The following is a 16375-nucleotide window of genomic DNA, read 5'->3' as shown; positions in this document are numbered from 1 at the left end:
ATGATCAAAGTATCCCATCTTTCTAAGCGCATCGGCGAAGTGCAGGCCCTAAACGATTTGAGTTTCGTGGCCGAAAATGGCCAGATCACCGGCCTGCTCGGCCCCAATGGCGCGGGTAAAACCACCTGTTTACGCACGATTTTCGGCCTGTTAAAACCCGACACTGGCACGGCTGAAATTGAAGGTATCGACGTTGCCATCGACCCGATTGGCGCTAAGCAGCAGTTAGGCTTATTCCCCGACCCGTTCGGTCTGTATGAGCGCTTAACACCGCGGGAATATATCCGTTACTTTGCCGAACTCAGCGGTTTATCCGCGAGCGATGCCAAGGCGGCCACCGACAATGTCATCGCCAAATTGCGCCTCGAAGATATCAGCGACCGCCGCTGTAAGGGCTTCTCCCAGGGGCAAAGAATGAAGACCGCCCTCGCCCAGGCCATAGTCCACAGCCCGAGCAATATTATCCTCGACGAGCCAACACGTGGACTCGATGTTATGAGCACTCGCTTGCTGCGCGACATTCTTATCGACCTTAAGAATCAAGGGCATTGTGTGCTGTTTTCCAGCCATGTGATGCAGGAGGTCGCAGCATTATGCGACCAAGTGATCGTGATGGCGCAGGGCCGAGTGGTCGCCATCGGCAGCCCTGAACAGCTCTGCGCGCAAACGGGTAAGGCCTCACTCGAAGATGCCTTTATCCAGCTGATCGGCACCGATGAGGGGATTGCCGCATGATGACTCACAGCATTCACGCTCACACAAATTGCGATAACGCCTGCTTCGACCTAATGGCGAACAGACAAACTTGGGATAAGGAATAATCATGAACAAAATCATCGCAATGGTTCGCAAGGAACTGATAGACGCCGCCCGCGATAAACGCTCTGTGATGGCGGGACTCTACTACGCCATCGGCACGCCGCTGATCATGTGTGGCCTGTTTATGGTGCTTATCGGCCAGCTGACGAGCCCGGACGATCTCAAAATCAGCATCACTAACCCCGACAAAGCACCGGACTTAGTGAGATTTTTGTCCAACAAGGGCATTACCCAAGGTGAAGCAGGCGCTAAGGATCTGAAAGCCATCGAGCTGATTATCAGCCCCGACTATGCCAAGCAGATGAACCAAGGCAAAGGCGCCGAAATCACTATCGTGGCCGATAACTCAGAGGAAAAACTGCAAAACTCGATTCGTCGCTTAGAGAAACAGTTACAGGCCTACAGCGCCGAAATGGGCAGCCTACGCTTAATCGCTCGAGGCATCGACCCTCGAGTGGTGCAGCCACTGAAAGTGAATGTGCATGACCAAGCCACGACCGACTCTAAGGGCGGGATGATCTTAGGCATCGCCATTTTCACTATGATTTACTCAGTGTTTATCTCGGGGATGAATCTGGCCATCGACACCAGCGCCGGTGAGCGTGAGCGCAACTCCTTGGCATTGTTACTCAGCCATCCGCTGACCACACGCCAGTTAGTGCTCTCGAAAATCATCGCCGTCGGCCTGTTTGCCCTGCTCGGCTTAGTGTTGATTTTACTGGTGTCTAAGGTCGCCTATACCTTCGTGCCTTGGCAGGAACTCGGCTTTAGCGTCAGCATCACCAATGAATTTATGGCGCTAATGCTGCTGGTCGGTATTCCCGTCGCCCTGATGGCCGCCTGTCTGCAATTGTTTGTGTCCTTTATGGCCAAAACCTTTAAGGAAGCCCAATCCTACCTGACCATGGTGTTGTTTGTGCCCTTAGCACTATCGATGGCGGCCAGCTACAACATAGCACCGGACATACTGCAGTGGTTGCCAGTATCCGGTCAGCAACAGGCGCTGATGGACTTTATCAAAGGTAAGGACATGAGCATGCTGCAACTGCTGGTATCGACGCTCGGCACCCTAGCCATCGCCCTCGTCTTGGCGCTTGGTATGGAAAAATCCTTAAAGAGTGAAAAAGTGGTCTTCGGCTTATAACACTATCGACCCAAGGGCACTGTATGCCCTTGGGTTAAAGAGGTCAGTTATGGAAAACGAATATGTGCTGATGGTGATCATGGTGACTTTTGTGGTGGGTGTGAGTGCCACAGAAATGTTTAAGCATTACCTGAAAATCCGCCAACTGGGTGGCGGCAACGAGCGACAGCTTGAGGATAAACTCACGCAACTGAGTTTACAGAATCAAGTGCTTACCGAGCGTGTGCAAGTACTGGAGCGCATAGTGACAGACGCAGAGAACGACACTGCCAAGACATCTCTTGCGCAACAGATTGACGCGCTGAAATAGCCGTTAATGCAGTTCGGCCTCGCAGCAGTTATCGCTATCAAACTCATATTGCTGAGTATTAAAGCGCTGCCTGTAGGCCCTCGGGGTTAAGCTCGTTAGCTGAATGAATAATTTGCGAAACGAGCTGACATCCTCATAACCCACACGGGTGACCACTTCCTCTAAGCCTAAACTGGTCGTTTCCAATAGGCGTTTTGCCTCATCCACCCGCAGACGCTGCACATAGCTGGCAGGAGTCTCGTTTAATGCCTTTTTAAAGCGGCGAATAAGGGTGCGCTTACCTAAAGCAAATTTATCAGCAATATCATCCAGTAACAGGGGTTCGGTTAAATGATGCTGCATCCATTGCTGCACATTCCAAATCACCTCGTCCTTATGGCTCGACGTCATCAGATCCATGGTCATAAAGGGTTGTTGGGATTGGCGATTAGGATCAATCAGCAGGATTTTTGCCATCTGGCTTGCTAACTGCTCACTCACCAAAATGTGCACTAAATGCAGGGCGAGGCTCATATTCGAGGTTGTCGCCCCTGCGGTATGCAGATGGCCGTCGGACACCACCAGCTTGTCCATCCGCAGGTTCACCTTGGCAAAATGTCGCTGAAACATCTCATTCAGCCACCAGACGGTGGTCGCTTCACGCCCGTCCAGCAGGCCGGAGGCCGCTAAAATCAAGGTGCCAGAGCAATAGGCCGCCAATGGTTTACCTGAGTCGGCAAACAGCCTTAACGGTTCGAATAAGGATTCAAAATCATGAAGATAGTTTTGAAACTCGCTTTTATTGGTCACCATGGCCGAAGCCAAAATCACCGCATCGGAGTGCAGAATATCATTCGGGGTATTAAGCCCAACGGCAGGCACTTTAATACCTTGATTCGTTAGGATATCACCGCCATGACTCGAGACCACTTGGCACTCAAACAGGTCTTGTTCGGCCTGTGGATTGACTCGCCGCCAATAGGTATTGCAGAAACTAAACACATCGAGAAAACCAATAATCCCGCTGGCAACCGTATTGTCCGTCGCCAAAATAGTGATCCTTTTCATCCCAATGCCCTCGCCAGCCTCATCATGCATTGAGTCTAGCTTACTGGCTAAAAATGTCACTACTCACCCTAAAATTGTCAATAACGACACTTCAAGCCCAATGCGGGAGTTTTTAGACTGTGCTTAAACCTCCAGCACACAGGACGACACTATGACACAGCGCACCCTCAGCCAGTTTAAACGCCTGCTGGCCTTTGGCTTACTCAGCCTCATTTGGGCACTCTTGCTCTGGTTAAACTTCAGCATTGCGCCCAATGCCTTCGCGCATTTTGTGGCTATCCCAGTGCTGTTTATCGCGACAGGTGTATCGGCGCTGCTGATCACCAGCAAGCCACCAACTCCGAACAAGCCAATAAAAAACCCAAGCTAGGCTTGGGTTTATGTCATATAGCTGTGCGGCGCGTTATTTTGCCTTAGGTCTAAAAGGCTTAATCACGGCTTCGTTACACTCGAGGTACGGCCCTTCCATCAGGTCGATGCAGTAAGGGATGGCGGGGAACACCGCATCTAAACATTCACGGATAGATTTTGGCTTGCCCGGCAGGTTCACAATTAATGAATCCCCTCGCAAGCCCGCAGTTTGGCGCGAGAGAATCGCCGTAGGCACAAACTTTAACGACTCGGCGCGCATCAACTCGCCAAAGCCCGGCATCATGCGATCGCACACCGCCTCAGTCGCCTCAGGCGTGACATCGCGTTTTGCTGGACCAGTGCCGCCCGTGGTCACAATCAAGCAGCAATCTTGCTCATCTGCCATCTTGATCAGGGTCGCTTCAATCACATCCTGCTCGTCGGGGATCACTTGATAAATCGGCTCCCACTCGCTGGTGAGGTAATCATTGAGGGTGTCGATAATGGCCTTGCCCGAGATATCCTCATAAATCCCCGCACTGGCACGATCGCTTACCGTAACAATCCCGATTTTTGCTTTGCTCATAGGAAATCCCCAATCATGTTGAAATAAAACCAATCGACCGAAAGCAGAGGAGAAACCTATGCTCCTTCGACTATAAGCCGCAGCTAAAATAGCATAAATGCTCGACTAATGGGGCAAGTAAAACGTGATGAAGTTCGCGCAATAGGCTCGAAAAAAAGCTAAGGCAAGCAATCACTCACCTCAGCTTGATGGTTTGCAGGAAGTGTTAACTCACCTGTGACAATGTGGGCAAGGCAGGGAAAGCGCCCTTCTGCCCACAGGTTACGGCGCCGCAACGCACCGCAAACTCAATCGCCTTGCGCAACTGTGCCTGACATGCGAGTCGATGTTTTAAGGTTAAATGCTCGAGATCAAACGCCAACTCAAAACCCAGTGCAAACAAAAAACCCGCCATAAAGCTGTCGCCCGCCGCCGTGGTATCAACGGCTTTAATTTGGGGGACTGGCACACTAAATCGTTCATTCACTGTGATGCATTGCACTGGATTGGCGCCGTCCGTAATCAAAATAACTTCAACACCGTGCGCCAAACAAAACTGCAAATAATCTTCGAAACTCTTATTCCGCGTTAACGCTAAATACTCAGCCTCTTCACGGCTCATTTTCAGTACCTGAGTGTAACGAAAACACTGCTCAACCCGCTCAGCAAGCAATGCGGTATCGGGCCAGAGTGATAAGCGCAAATTAACATCAAAACTCACTATCTTATTGAATGAATTCGCACAAAAAGCGCCGTAGAGACTCGCGTTAAAAATGCTCGCTTCGGTAAAGGTATTGGAGCAGAGATGAAAAATATCCATCTGTTGCCATGGAATGGCATCAAAATGGCGCGGGCTATAGCAAAGATCGGCAGTCCCTTGGCGGTTAAACTCAAAGGTCCGTTCGCCATGCTCATCCAAATTTACCACCACAGTCGCCGTTGGCGCCTCCGGCACTTGGGTCAAGTAATCCGTTACAACCCCTTCATTCGCTAGGGCTTGTTTTAACATAGCCCCATAATCATCGGTGCTGATGCCGCCGGCAAAGTAACTCTTGCCCCCCAGTTTGGCATAACCCACAGCCACGTTTGCAGGCGCGCCGCCCGCAATGGCTTGATGGGACTTGCCGCTAATATCTGTGGGCAATAAATCCACTAACACCTCACCGAAACTGAGTAATACCGTCATATGGATCCCTTTATGTCTCTAATGGTTAAGCAAAAAGCCCATGCTTGATGGGCCTTTTAAATTGTTGGTTTTAAGCCTCAAACCCGCCGGAGTTAAAACTCGTATCTCAAGGTTGCACTCGTGGTTCTGCCATTAATGGTGCGAGCACGGATAATATTGTTATCAGGAATCGAACCCTCTTCAGCTTCGGTGATACCCGTGGCGTCAAACAGGTTGTTGACGTTTAACGAGACGCTTAAGGCCTGAGTCAAGTTGTAGGTTGCAAAGGCATTGACCTGATTATAACCATCAAACTTGAGGTCATTATTATCCTGTGCATAGGAGTCAGTAGTGCCAATCAGGTTGATGCCCACTGAACCTTGGTCAAAGTTATAACGGCCCATCAGTGAGTAGATAAAGTCGGCCTGTCTTCTTGGGGTATTCCCCACAACGTCTGGCGTTAACGCATCCTTGGCAATTTCAGCATCTGTCCAAGTGACATTGCCCCTAAAATCGAAGTCACCGATAAAATAGGCCGATTCAATTTCAATACCTTTGGCTTTGTACTTACGGTCGAAGAAACGCTGACTGGTCGCCTCGAAGTTTTGCTCTTCGGTCTCTGAATAGAAAGCGGTCGCGAACACAGATAAATCATCGTAACGGTACTTAACGCCTAACTCATATTGATCCACATTATCGACAGCGTCTTCTTTTGCCACTGAACCATCGGCACGAACCTTACCAAATAACAGGCGATCCGCATTGGCACGGCCACCATGACTCAAGCGACCAAAGGCGGCTAAATCACTGTCAAACTGATAGTTTGCGCCGAGTGAATAGGAGGTGTAGCTCCAGTCATAATTCACGGGTTGCGGATTGGCATTATCGATAGAAGAGACGCTCTGCTCAGGAATAGAGATAACGCCATCCAAGTTCATATCCACTTGCGATTGCACATTACCTGCGTAGTAACCACTGGCATCACCGCTGTCGTACCGCACACTGGCATCCAACGACAAATCCCCAAAACTTGACGCTACCGCAAGATAAGGCGCCTTAATGTTGTATTCGGTATCGTAATTACGTTGGCAACAGTTGCCCCAATAAGGCACACCATAGCCGTAGAGCCCAGCATCGGAATAGGCGGTACCATCGGCGGCCACCACATCGAGCAATGCGGCGTTATCCCCTTTGACTTCCATCAGATAGGAGTTCCACATCCAGGTCATATTGATATTTTGGGTGGCATTGTAATAACCCAGAGTAACGCTGGTATCGTCAAAAGTTTTCGTTAATTTTAAGTCGTTTACGATTGAGCCAAAGTCATTCATCTTGACGTCGAAGGTATGGATACGCATGGCGAGTCCATCCATAGGATTGCCCGCATCGGGACCATTGGCATAAATCAACTTGGCGCCAGTGCCGGCAATACTGGCCGCAATGTCGGCACCATTAGCCACTTCGGCAGGGAATGGCGCCATAAAATTACCGCTCACATCCGAGAAACGGAAACGGTTTTCGACCTGCCAATCATTGCCTAAATCAAAAGACGCCTCTAAACCCACAGAGTTAACCTCAGGGTTCATACCATCGCGCATATCACCGCGACGACGCTCACCATCGGCGCCCAAACTCAGGGTTGAGAGGAAATAAGCTGATTGAATAGCATCGGATTTCGCATTAAAACCTGGGACAGAACTACCGTCCGAATACATTGGCATAGGTAAGTAGCCAATACTCTTATCATCTAAGTGTTTAAAATAAAGACGAACATAGCCACTATCGAACTCTTTGGTAATGTTGGCTTTTACCTGGCCGCCCTTGTTGGCATCATAACCAGCTTGGCGAGGACCTTCGCCAGTCCGCACAAATCCCCCCACATGGAAACGCAGGCTATCATTGATACTCGTGCCATATTCAAAGTCAGTACGGAAGGTATCGTAGTCCAAGCCAAAGGTGGTAGACACGCTGCCAGCATCCGAGCTCCCAGTTTTACTGATCACGTTAATAATGCCGCCGGGAGCATTACTCGCCGCAGTGGATGCCGAACCACCACGAATAGATTCAATAGTTTGCACTGTAGAGTCTAAACGTAAAAAGATATCCGCATTACCAAAGGCAATATCGCCAAACTGCAGAATTGGTAAACCATCTTCTTGGATTTGAAGAAACTTAGCACCACCCGATGCCACAGGTAAGCCACGGACCGCAATGTTAGCATTACCTTCGCCGCCCGTTGATTCCACCTTCATCCCCGGAATGATCCGGAACGCTTCGGCGGATGAACGTGGAGTACTAACCTCCAACTCCGCGAGTGATACGCTGCTAACTGACACGCTCGAGTCCATGACGCGAGTACCACGGGCCACGCCCGTAACAGTAATGCGCTCAAGGCCTAACGCATCTTTCTTGGTTTCTTCCTGCGCGGGTGCATCGGCAGCCCAAAGCTGAGAACTCACCAAGACGGCGATGGTACTTAACAAGAATTGTTGTGATGTGCGATTTATCATTATTTATGTCCCCACCCATATTTTGAGAAGCTGCCTATATCTCCCCACGGCAACTTCTACTGAATTGTTGTTAATCGATTAGTGAGTCTTGTTTGGTTCCCAAAAACATCTTAATCGATTAAGTTAACAAGTTAGCAACTAAATAACAAAAAGCAAGTGCGTTTTTTGTACAAGCCAACAAACTTAAAGTGGGAACAGCTGGCAATTAATTGATTAATCGAAAAAATGTGACAGAAAAAATTTTTCTGTCACATTTCAATTCAAGCGGTTTCACGGCTTAACAGAGCTTGAGAAGGATCTTTAATCAGATTAACCCCCGCTAACAGGCACAACAAAACGGCAAACCCGGTTGCGAGGTAAAAGCCATACTTCACATGGCCGAAAATATCCCCAACTAACCCCATGCACAGGGGAGCCAACGCCGCAGAAACCGCGGTAAAAAACAGGATAACTCCAGCCACAGAGCCGTGCTGTGCCACGGGGAAACAACTGATCCCCTTGGAGTTTAAAGTGGGATACATCATTGACATAAACAGCCCTGAGAGGGGCAAGAGAATAACAGCGGCCTCAACGCCATAGAGCATTGAACCGAGGTAGCAAAGGCTGATCGCTAAGCTAAACCAGAACATAACCTGTTGCCACGAAAAGTGATTTAATATCCACCCACCCAAAAACCGTCCACCCGCTCGCAGGGTAAAAAAGATGGTCAAGGCATAGGCCGCAAGTACTGTGTAATCCCCCTGATACTCTTGCAGCAAGCTAGGCATCCATACATAAATCGCCACTTCGGTGGCCACATACAAACCAATAGCAAGGGAAAACCCTAATGCATAAGGATTTTTCATCATACTGAAGGTATTCGTCAGATTAATTGTTTCCGTTGAAGATCGCTTAACCTGCGGATAATCGGCCCTAAACGCTAACCAACAGAGCAGCAGACAAAACACACCCGCCCCAAAATACAAATACTTCCATGACACACCACTGATAAGCAGATAGCTGACGATGGCTGGCCCCACCATGGCGCCGACCCCAAAAAAACCTTCGACCGTATTCATGGTGCTGGAATGCTGTTTTGTCGACCGAGAAATATCACCGATCAGGGCTAAGGCCCCGGTTTTAAATACCCCTATTGCCAAGCCCACCAAGGCCAATAGCAGCAGGAAATAATAAAACGACTCCCCAAGCGCAAATAAAAAACAGGCAATGGCGAACAACAACAGCCCTAATAAAATGGTTAGTTTACGCCCTATTTTATCCGCCAAAAAACCGAGGAATAGACCACTTATTGCAATAAAAATCATCGGCATATAATGAAAGGCGCTCGCCTGTGATAAAGAGAGGCCAAACTCAGAAATCAGCTGAGGAATGATCACGCCCACGGCATCTGAGGTCATAGCGAACATAAAAAACATTAAATACGTCAGCACTCTAATTCGAGTGTGATGGCGATTTTCTACAGAATTTGAATCACTTACCATACTGTTTCACCTTATCGTTATCGCGCTAAATCCCCCTTGAAGCTAGCTAAGCCCCAAACAGCTTTAGGCATTATTTATGTACAGCAGTGAGCTAATCCCCCCAAAACCAAGACTAACTCAAAAATCTAACAAACCACTTGAATAATGTTTCACATTGGTTAAATATACAACTTAATCGATTAAGTTTGTTTGTGCAATTTATAAATAACCGCCAGCAAACTTTACTCTGGGAAGGCTACTAAAGCGTGGGCAAAGTATGAAAAATCAAGTGCAATTGATCACCTATGTCGATCGGATAACCGGTGCCGGACTCAAACAACTCAAAGCCTTACTCGATAATGAGTTAGATGGTTTATTTGGGGGCGTTCATCTACTGCCATTTTACTATCCCATCGATGGCAGCGATGCAGGGTTTGATCCCATAGACCATGTACAAGTGGACTCACGCTTAGGTGATTGGGACGATGTCAAAAGCATAGGCGAAGCGTTCGACATCATGGCCGACTTGATCGTTAACCATATGTCCGCAGAATCTCCCGAGTTTAAAGATGTGCTCAAACATGGCAAACAATCGGTTTACTGGGATTTATTCCTGACCAAGGACAAGGTATTCCCAGAGGGATTAAGTGAACAGGATCAAAAAGCTATCTATCGCCCCCGCCCAGGAAGCTGCTTTAGCACTTACACCTTAGCGGATGGTTCAACGGAAGAATTTTGGACCACCTTTACCCGTAACCAGATCGATATCGATGTTAACTCAGCTGCAGGTAAGGATTATTTAAACCGCGTATTGGCGCGATTTAACCACAGCAAAGTCAATTTAATCCGCTTAGATGCCGCAGGTTATGCGATAAAAAAACCCGGCACTAGCTGCTTTATGATTGAGGAATCCTTCGAGTTTGTGGATAAATTAGCGAAACAGGCCAATGAGTTAGGTATGACAACCCTAGCCGAAATCCACTCCCATCATATGACGCAAATCGATATCGCCAAACGAGTGGACATGGTTTACGACTTCGCCCTGCCACCGCTCATCCTGCACACGCTGTTTAGCCAAGATTGTAGCGCCCTGAGTCACTGGCTAGACATGGCCCCTCGCAACTGCATTACCGTTCTCGATACCCACGATGGCATTGGTATTATCGATGTCGGCCCAATGGATGGCTTACGCGGATTATTGAACGAAAAACAAATCGATAATCTGGTCGAAACCATACACGGCAACAGTCAAGGCGAGAGTCTACAAGCCACTGGGGCGGCCGCCAGCAATGTCGATTTGTATCAAATCAACTGCACCTATTACGATGCCCTAGGGCAAAATGATCTAGATTACTTGATGGCGCGAGCAATTCAGTTTTTCGCACCGGGTATTCCTCAGGTCTACTACACAGGCCTGCTTGCCATACCAAACGACATGACGTTGCTGAATCAAACCCACGTCGGCCGAGACATTAATCGCCCCTATTTAAACCGGGAAAAAGTGCAACAAGCCCTGCAAAAACCTGTGGTTAAAGCCCTCATCCAATTGATTAAACTGCGTAATAATAGCGCAGCATTCAATGGCCGCTTTTCGATGGCTGCAAGTGGAAAAACACTAACTCTCACATGGTCTGCACAAAATGCATCGGCCAGTCTTAGTCTCGACTTTGCCCATAAACAAGGGCTGATCACCCTACTTGATGAGCAAGGCATCGAAACCCAAATCGCATTAGCAGACCTGCTCACTCAAGCACAGGCCTAATGCAGAACAAAAACAAAAGGCGCTTAATTAGCGCCTTTTGCATATAAAACTGATTGTATTAACAGCTTTTGCCTAAACGTAGTTCATACCCTAATACCTGAGCATGCACGGCATCGTCGATAAACATCTGCGCTGCCATTTGGCCTTTTTGTTCCGAGTATTGGTAAACCGTGGTCAGTGGTGGAGTTGAGCGAGTCGCCTCATCAATACCATCAAATCCCACGACACGAATATCCTCCGGAATCGCTAATCCCATGGCCTGCGCCTCACCCAGCACGCTGAGGGCAATTAAGTCGCTCATACATAAAAATACATTGGGTCTTGGGGTTGAGTTTAATGCCTCCTTGGCCGCAATCCGCGCATACTCCGCATTACTTTCTGGAATATTCCAAATCCGATCATTACCAAGGGTGACACCCGTTTCCTCAATCGCCTGTAAATATCCCTGCAACCTCTGGTGCGCAATCGACATATCGATTTCGAGCAAATTCAAATCGTAAACTCGGCAAGTTAAATGGGTATCGAGTAGCCTCAATCCCAATATTGCAACTTGATCGGAGGGAGATTTTAACGCCAATTTTGCCACCTCATAGGCGGCTAACTTATTGTCAATGCTGACAGAAGCGTTGCGGTGGATATCAAAGTCCACTGTAACCACCTTCTTCTTAACCTGTTTTAATTGCTCGGCGAGCAAGGCATTGCGCGGGCGACCATAACAAATAAACCCATCCACAAAATCGGCCACCGCATTCACACTGTCGGAGCTGCCAGAAAATAGCAGTAAGTTGAGTTTTTCCCGCTCCAATACCGAAGCCACCCCCTTCATAAACTTACTGGCGACAGGATCGGACACCATATATTCAACACTATCGGACAGTACCAGCGCGACGGTATCAAATTTGCCCCTACGTAGGGACTGCGCCGCCTTGTTTGGGCCAAAATACCCCAGTTTAGAGCAGGCGGCTAAAATCTCGTTGCGACGTTTTTCCGATAGCTGATCGGGACGATTAAAAGCATTAGAAACAGTGGCGTTAGAGACACCTAGCTCGTTAGCTATGCTCTTTAAAGTCCAGTTTTTAGTTGTCATGCAGAATTCCTGGCAAAGAATGGGGTCACAGCGGAAGCTAACCTACCGCAAATACTACACAGCTTAAATCCGTCGTGCACCAACAAATCTACTCATGATCCCTAAGCGCAGTCGCAGGCGAGAGATAACCCACAATCGCCGAGCTGAGCGCCACCAGAGCCGCCGCGATAAAACCCCATTGGAAGGCGTGATGCACAACCTCTATGGGTAACTGCTTTATTGCCGCAATTCCCACCTGCGCCCCGTCAAGCGGCAATAAGCCATATAGCAACAGACTGAATAAAGCCGTACCAATTGCCGCGCCCATGGAACGACTCAAGGACACCATGGCGGTGATTTGGCTTAAACGCGCCTTGCCCGACACGCTCTGCACCACTAGCTGCACGCTGGGCATCACAGTCCCTAAGCCAATGCCCACCAGCACACCTAAAGCGCCAATCAAATTCGCATTCGGCGGCACTAAACCGATTAAGAGCAAACCGATAAAGGCTAAGCCCATGCCGAAGGTCGGCAACCATTTAGGCGCCACATCCCGACTCAACAGCCTGCCAGCGATGGTGGAACCTGTGACAATGCCAAAGGTCATTGGCATCAGCAGCAAGCCCGTTTTGGCCGGATTGGTGTGCAGACCGACCTGCAAGTAAATGGGTAAAAAGAAGATCATCGCAAACAGGCAGGCGGCAAACAGCGCGGCCGTGAAGAGCGGCATATAAATGGCTTTATTGGCGAGTAAATCCAGAGGTAAGAAAGGACTCTCACGCCGACGCTCCCACCACAACAGAACAAGGGCGCCCACACAGATAAATCCCATAAAGCCTAAGCTTGTGGCCGATAGCCAAGCAAAGTCTTGCCCCGCCACAGACAACCAATACAACAGCGCTGTGATGATCGTGGGAAATAACAGTACGCCGAGTAAGTCAAACCGCCCTTGCCGCACCGGTTTAACACTCTGTTTATGCAAGCGATTAAGTCGCCAAACCGCCAGCATGACCAAAGGAATATTCGCCCAAAATAACCAGTGCCAAGAATAGGCATGCACCACAAAGCCACCAATCACAGGGCCGCCAACACTGGCGAGGGTAAACATAGCGGCAAAATAACCCTGAAAACGTGCCCTTTGTCGTATCGGTACTAATTCCCCCACTAGGGATTGGGACAGACTCATCAGCCCGCCACCGCCGAGACCTTGGAGGATCCGCCCGGCAATCATATGGTCCATCGTACTGGCACTGGCGGAAACGATTGAACCCAACGCAAACACCACTAAGGCGATCATCAGGATTTTAGCGCGGCCAAAGTTATCTCCTAGCCAGCCGTAAATAGGCACACTGGCCGCCATCGCCAGCATATAACCGATAGTGATCCACGAGGCTTGCCTGAGGCCGCCAAGATCTTCCACTATGGCAGGGGTTGCGGTAGCGAGTAGGGTTTGATCGACTGCTGCCAGAAACATGGGCAAGAATACGGCGGAAAAAATCGCCAGAAAAACCGAGGTGGGCAGAGGCTCATGTTGGGACGAAGCAGACGCAGGGGTCATAGAGTCTCCACCTGTGATTAAGGCTTAAATTCGCCTTGCATTCCAATACTTTGATGCCCAATAACTATTTAGCAGACTCGAAATTTTCACCCCTTGGCTCGTCGAGACATGGAGGAAATTATTCCCGCCCACATAAATGCCAACATGGTGCGTGCTCCAACCCGTTTTGAAAAACACTAAGTCGCCTTTACGCAGTTGGTCCCGCGCCACGGGTTTGCCGAGGGCTTGCTGTTCTTCTACTGTGCGCGGCAGAGTCATGCCCAACATCTTTTGATAAGCGACCGACACAAAGGCCGAGCAATCAATGCCTTTTTTAGTGCCGCCACCTAGGCGATAGGGTACGCCGCGCCATTCGGAATGGAAATCGGCGATATTGCTATCGTTCCAAACGGATACGGGTTCAACTTGCTTCACCACAGGCTTAGGTTCTGGCGCGCTCGCACAGGCGCCAAGACCTAAAGCTAAGATAACTATCAGTAATCGTTTCATTAGCGTAAAACTCATCGCAGGCAATTCTTGCGTAATATGGGTGCTATCAAAGCGATAACGAAAATATCGTGAAAAAACCGATGGTAACAGCCTAAGCTAATCCCAAGCTTAAAACTATAACGCCGTCCACAATAAACGAATACCCACCAGCACCATTAAAATCAAGATGATGCGTTTAAACAACCTATCGCTGATCTTATCTTGAATCGCCAACCCCAGTTTTACGCCTAACCAAGCCAAAGGCGCAAGTAATAGCGAAATCAGAATGTTACCTTGGTTAATTTGCCCGAGCAGACTGTAGGGCACCAACTTAACCAGATTCACCACCGCAAAAAATACCACTGCCGTGGCTAAAAACTCTGGCTTGGCCAAGCGTAACGGCAGCAAATAGGCATTGAGTGGCGGCCCGCCCGCATGGGCCACAAAGCTGGTAAAGCCTGCAGTTAAGCCGCAGAGCCGCCCCACGAGTGGCGAAGGCGTTGCTTGGGTTTTATCCCCTAATATCAAGCCATAAAGACCAAAACCTAAGGACACACAGCCTAAAATTGCCCGTAAATAATCTTCGTTTAAGCGGTCGAACAGCCAATAGGCTATGCCTATGCCCACTATCGCCGCGGGTAAAAGGATCCATAATTGGCGAGGGTTATGTTGGCCCCACCAGGAGCGAACACTTAAAAAATCCATATAAATCAGCAATGGCAACATGATTGCCGCAGCAGTTGCCGGGCTTATGGCGAGCGCTAATAGAGGCACGGTCAGGCCACCGACGCCGCCGGCAAAACCCGATTTAGAGATCCCAGTGATCAACACCGCAGGAATCGCCACCAGCCAAAAAACAGGGTCTGTTAACATCCCTTATTCCCAATATTGCGTTAAAGTCATTAAGGTCGAGCAAAGAGTAACAGGCCTTGAGGGCGATAACACGCCTCGCTGCACCAGCATAAATGTTAAGTCTATCCGTGTCTAAATGAAGATAAGAAGTCGATATGAGTCAAATGCAAACATCGCCATTTTACGGCGGCCCAAGGGAATGCCCCGTCGAAGATGGGCGGATCCAAATCCAGCATATTGCTCCCAAAATCAGTGATGTGGGCGGGATACCCGTGGCGCGGGCGATTCCACAAAAACCGCGTCGACTCATAGGACCTTGGTGTTTTCTGGATCATATTGGCCCAGTCACCGACGGCCCCTTAATGAATGTGGGCGAGCATCCCCATATCGGCCTTCAAACCTTCACTTGGATGCTGGAGGGGGAAATCATGCACAGGGACAGCCTAGGTAGCGCCCAAGTGATCCGCCCAAAGCAGGTCAATCTGATGACCGCGGGCCATGGTATCGCCCACACCGAAGAGTCCATCGAAGGTCATCGCACTATGCATGCGGTGCAGCTATGGATTGCGCTGCCGCTGGAGCACAAAGACACAGCCCCGAGATTCGACCATTATCCCCAGCTGCCCACTTGGCAGGAGGCGGGCGTCGAATTTACCCTATTGATAGGCTCGTGGAAGGATAAACAAGCGCCAACGCTGCACTTTTCACCAATCGTCGCGCTCGATATCTTCGCCGCAGAGGCCACTCAACTGACGCTCAGGCTGGATCCGCGATTTGAATATGGCCTAATGCCACTCGAGGGCCGATTCGATATCGACGACGAGGCCTTTGATAACAATAACCTCGCTTACCTTGGCATGCTGCGCGAGAGTGTGACACTCGACCTTCACCCTGGCGCACGTTTACTGCTGATTGGCGGTGCGCCCCTCGCCGACACCGTCAGTATTTGGTGGAATTTTGTCGGCCACAGCAAGGAAGATATCGCCAGCGCCCAAGCCGATTGGGAGTCCAAGTCCCCACGCTTTGCCACTGTGCCGGGTTATAACGGCAAACGCTTAATGCCGCCGCCCATCCCTTGGTAACCCAAGCCGTTCATGCGTTAGCGCGAGGTAATCGAGCTAGATTGCCTCGCGTAATGGCGGCATTTGCAGCCACTATCTAATGCAAGTTGGTGAGTAGAACCGCCAGCCTGAGGTAAATGCCAGACAACATTCACACGCCAAGCCACAGAAAATTTTACGGATTTTTTACGCGCTATCCCTACAGGCCTTTGCTAGAGTAGCCTTAACTTCAGCAAC

15 protein-coding genes are annotated in these 16375 nt (G+C 49.5%); 6 read left to right on the top strand and 9 right to left on the bottom strand.

From position 1 onward, the window contains the following. From CF168_RS00420 to CF168_RS00410, 3 genes are all read left to right on the top strand, one after another. Positions 1 to 735, top strand: coding sequence for an ABC transporter ATP-binding protein (locus CF168_RS00420; protein ID WP_023265913.1), 735 nt, complete (start codon positions 1 to 3; stop codon positions 733 to 735). 88 nt (positions 736 to 823) lie between these two features. Continuing rightward, positions 824 to 1963, top strand: coding sequence for an ABC transporter permease (locus CF168_RS00415; protein ID WP_011715356.1), 1140 nt, complete (start codon positions 824 to 826; stop codon positions 1961 to 1963). A 49-nt stretch (positions 1964 to 2012) separates the two neighbouring features. Then, positions 2013 to 2273 (top strand): hypothetical protein, encoded by a 261-nt coding sequence (locus tag CF168_RS00410; RefSeq protein ID WP_011624712.1) that lies wholly within the window; start codon positions 2013 to 2015, stop codon positions 2271 to 2273. 3 nt (positions 2274 to 2276) lie between these two features. On the opposite strand, the gene CF168_RS00405 is transcribed toward CF168_RS00410, so the two are convergent. Next, entirely contained in the window at positions 2277 to 3320 is a 1044-nt protein-coding gene (locus tag CF168_RS00405) for a GlxA family transcriptional regulator (RefSeq protein ID WP_089068875.1), read from the bottom strand. Positions 3321 to 3471: 151 nt separating this feature from the next. Here CF168_RS00405 and CF168_RS00400 point away from each other — a divergent pair, with 151 nt between their 5' ends. Continuing rightward, a complete protein-coding gene (locus tag CF168_RS00400) occupies positions 3472 to 3690 on the top strand; it encodes a hypothetical protein (RefSeq protein WP_011620903.1) in 219 nt (72 codons plus the stop codon). Between the two features lie 33 nt (positions 3691 to 3723). Here CF168_RS00400 and mog read toward each other — a convergent pair whose 3' ends face one another. The 4 genes from mog to CF168_RS00380 all read right to left on the bottom strand — a co-directional run bounded on the left by mog (position 3724) and on the right by CF168_RS00380 (position 9392). Then, positions 3724 to 4257: a molybdopterin adenylyltransferase gene (gene mog / locus CF168_RS00395; RefSeq protein WP_006083754.1), complete on the bottom strand. Its 534-nt coding sequence runs from the start codon at positions 4255 to 4257 to the stop codon at positions 3724 to 3726. Positions 4258 to 4462: 205 nt separating this feature from the next. Further along, positions 4463 to 5422 (bottom strand): carbohydrate kinase family protein, encoded by a 960-nt coding sequence (locus CF168_RS00390; RefSeq protein WP_089066623.1) that lies wholly within the window; start codon positions 5420 to 5422, stop codon positions 4463 to 4465. A gap of 92 nt (positions 5423 to 5514) precedes the next feature. After that, complete coding sequence (locus CF168_RS00385; protein ID WP_011620901.1) at positions 5515 to 7911, bottom strand: TonB-dependent receptor domain-containing protein; 2397 nt, start codon at positions 7909 to 7911, stop codon at positions 5515 to 5517. Between the two features lie 260 nt (positions 7912 to 8171). Beyond that, positions 8172 to 9392 carry an MFS transporter gene (locus CF168_RS00380; protein WP_011715352.1) on the bottom strand — a complete coding sequence of 407 codons (1221 nt, stop codon included), beginning with the start codon at positions 9390 to 9392 and terminating at the stop codon, positions 8172 to 8174. Positions 9393 to 9648: 256 nt separating this feature from the next. Between CF168_RS00380 and gtfA the strand changes: the two genes are divergently transcribed. Beyond that, complete coding sequence (gtfA, locus tag CF168_RS00375; RefSeq protein WP_011715351.1) at positions 9649 to 11133, top strand: sucrose phosphorylase; 1485 nt, start codon at positions 9649 to 9651, stop codon at positions 11131 to 11133. A gap of 58 nt (positions 11134 to 11191) precedes the next feature. On the opposite strand, the gene CF168_RS00370 is transcribed toward gtfA, so the two are convergent. The 4 genes from CF168_RS00370 to CF168_RS00355 form a co-directional block, all read right to left on the bottom strand. Next, positions 11192 to 12220: a LacI family DNA-binding transcriptional regulator gene (locus CF168_RS00370; RefSeq protein WP_011715350.1), complete on the bottom strand. Its 1029-nt coding sequence runs from the start codon at positions 12218 to 12220 to the stop codon at positions 11192 to 11194. Between the two features lie 88 nt (positions 12221 to 12308). Further along, entirely contained in the window at positions 12309 to 13757 is a 1449-nt protein-coding gene (locus tag CF168_RS00365) for an MFS transporter (RefSeq protein WP_011715349.1), read from the bottom strand. A gap of 24 nt (positions 13758 to 13781) precedes the next feature. Further along, the gene (locus CF168_RS00360; RefSeq protein ID WP_041408656.1) at positions 13782 to 14246 is read right to left on the bottom strand and encodes an NlpC/P60 family protein; all 465 of its coding nucleotides are present in this window, start codon (positions 14244 to 14246) and stop codon (positions 13782 to 13784) included. 114 nt (positions 14247 to 14360) lie between these two features. Continuing rightward, positions 14361 to 15098, bottom strand: a complete 738-nt coding sequence (locus CF168_RS00355) for a sulfite exporter TauE/SafE family protein (RefSeq protein WP_011715348.1) — start codon at positions 15096 to 15098, stop codon at positions 14361 to 14363. A 134-nt stretch (positions 15099 to 15232) separates the two neighbouring features. Between CF168_RS00355 and CF168_RS00350 the strand changes: the two genes are divergently transcribed. Next, complete coding sequence (locus CF168_RS00350; protein ID WP_089066622.1) at positions 15233 to 16159, top strand: pirin family protein; 927 nt, start codon at positions 15233 to 15235, stop codon at positions 16157 to 16159. Positions 16160 to 16375 lie beyond the last annotated feature (216 nt).

The sequence above is a fragment of the Shewanella bicestrii genome, from assembly GCF_002216875.1.
Lineage (GTDB): Bacteria > Pseudomonadota > Gammaproteobacteria > Enterobacterales > Shewanellaceae > Shewanella > Shewanella seohaensis.
The sequence above is the reverse complement of the archived record's forward strand: the minus strand, read 5'-3'. Positions and strand labels throughout refer to the sequence as shown.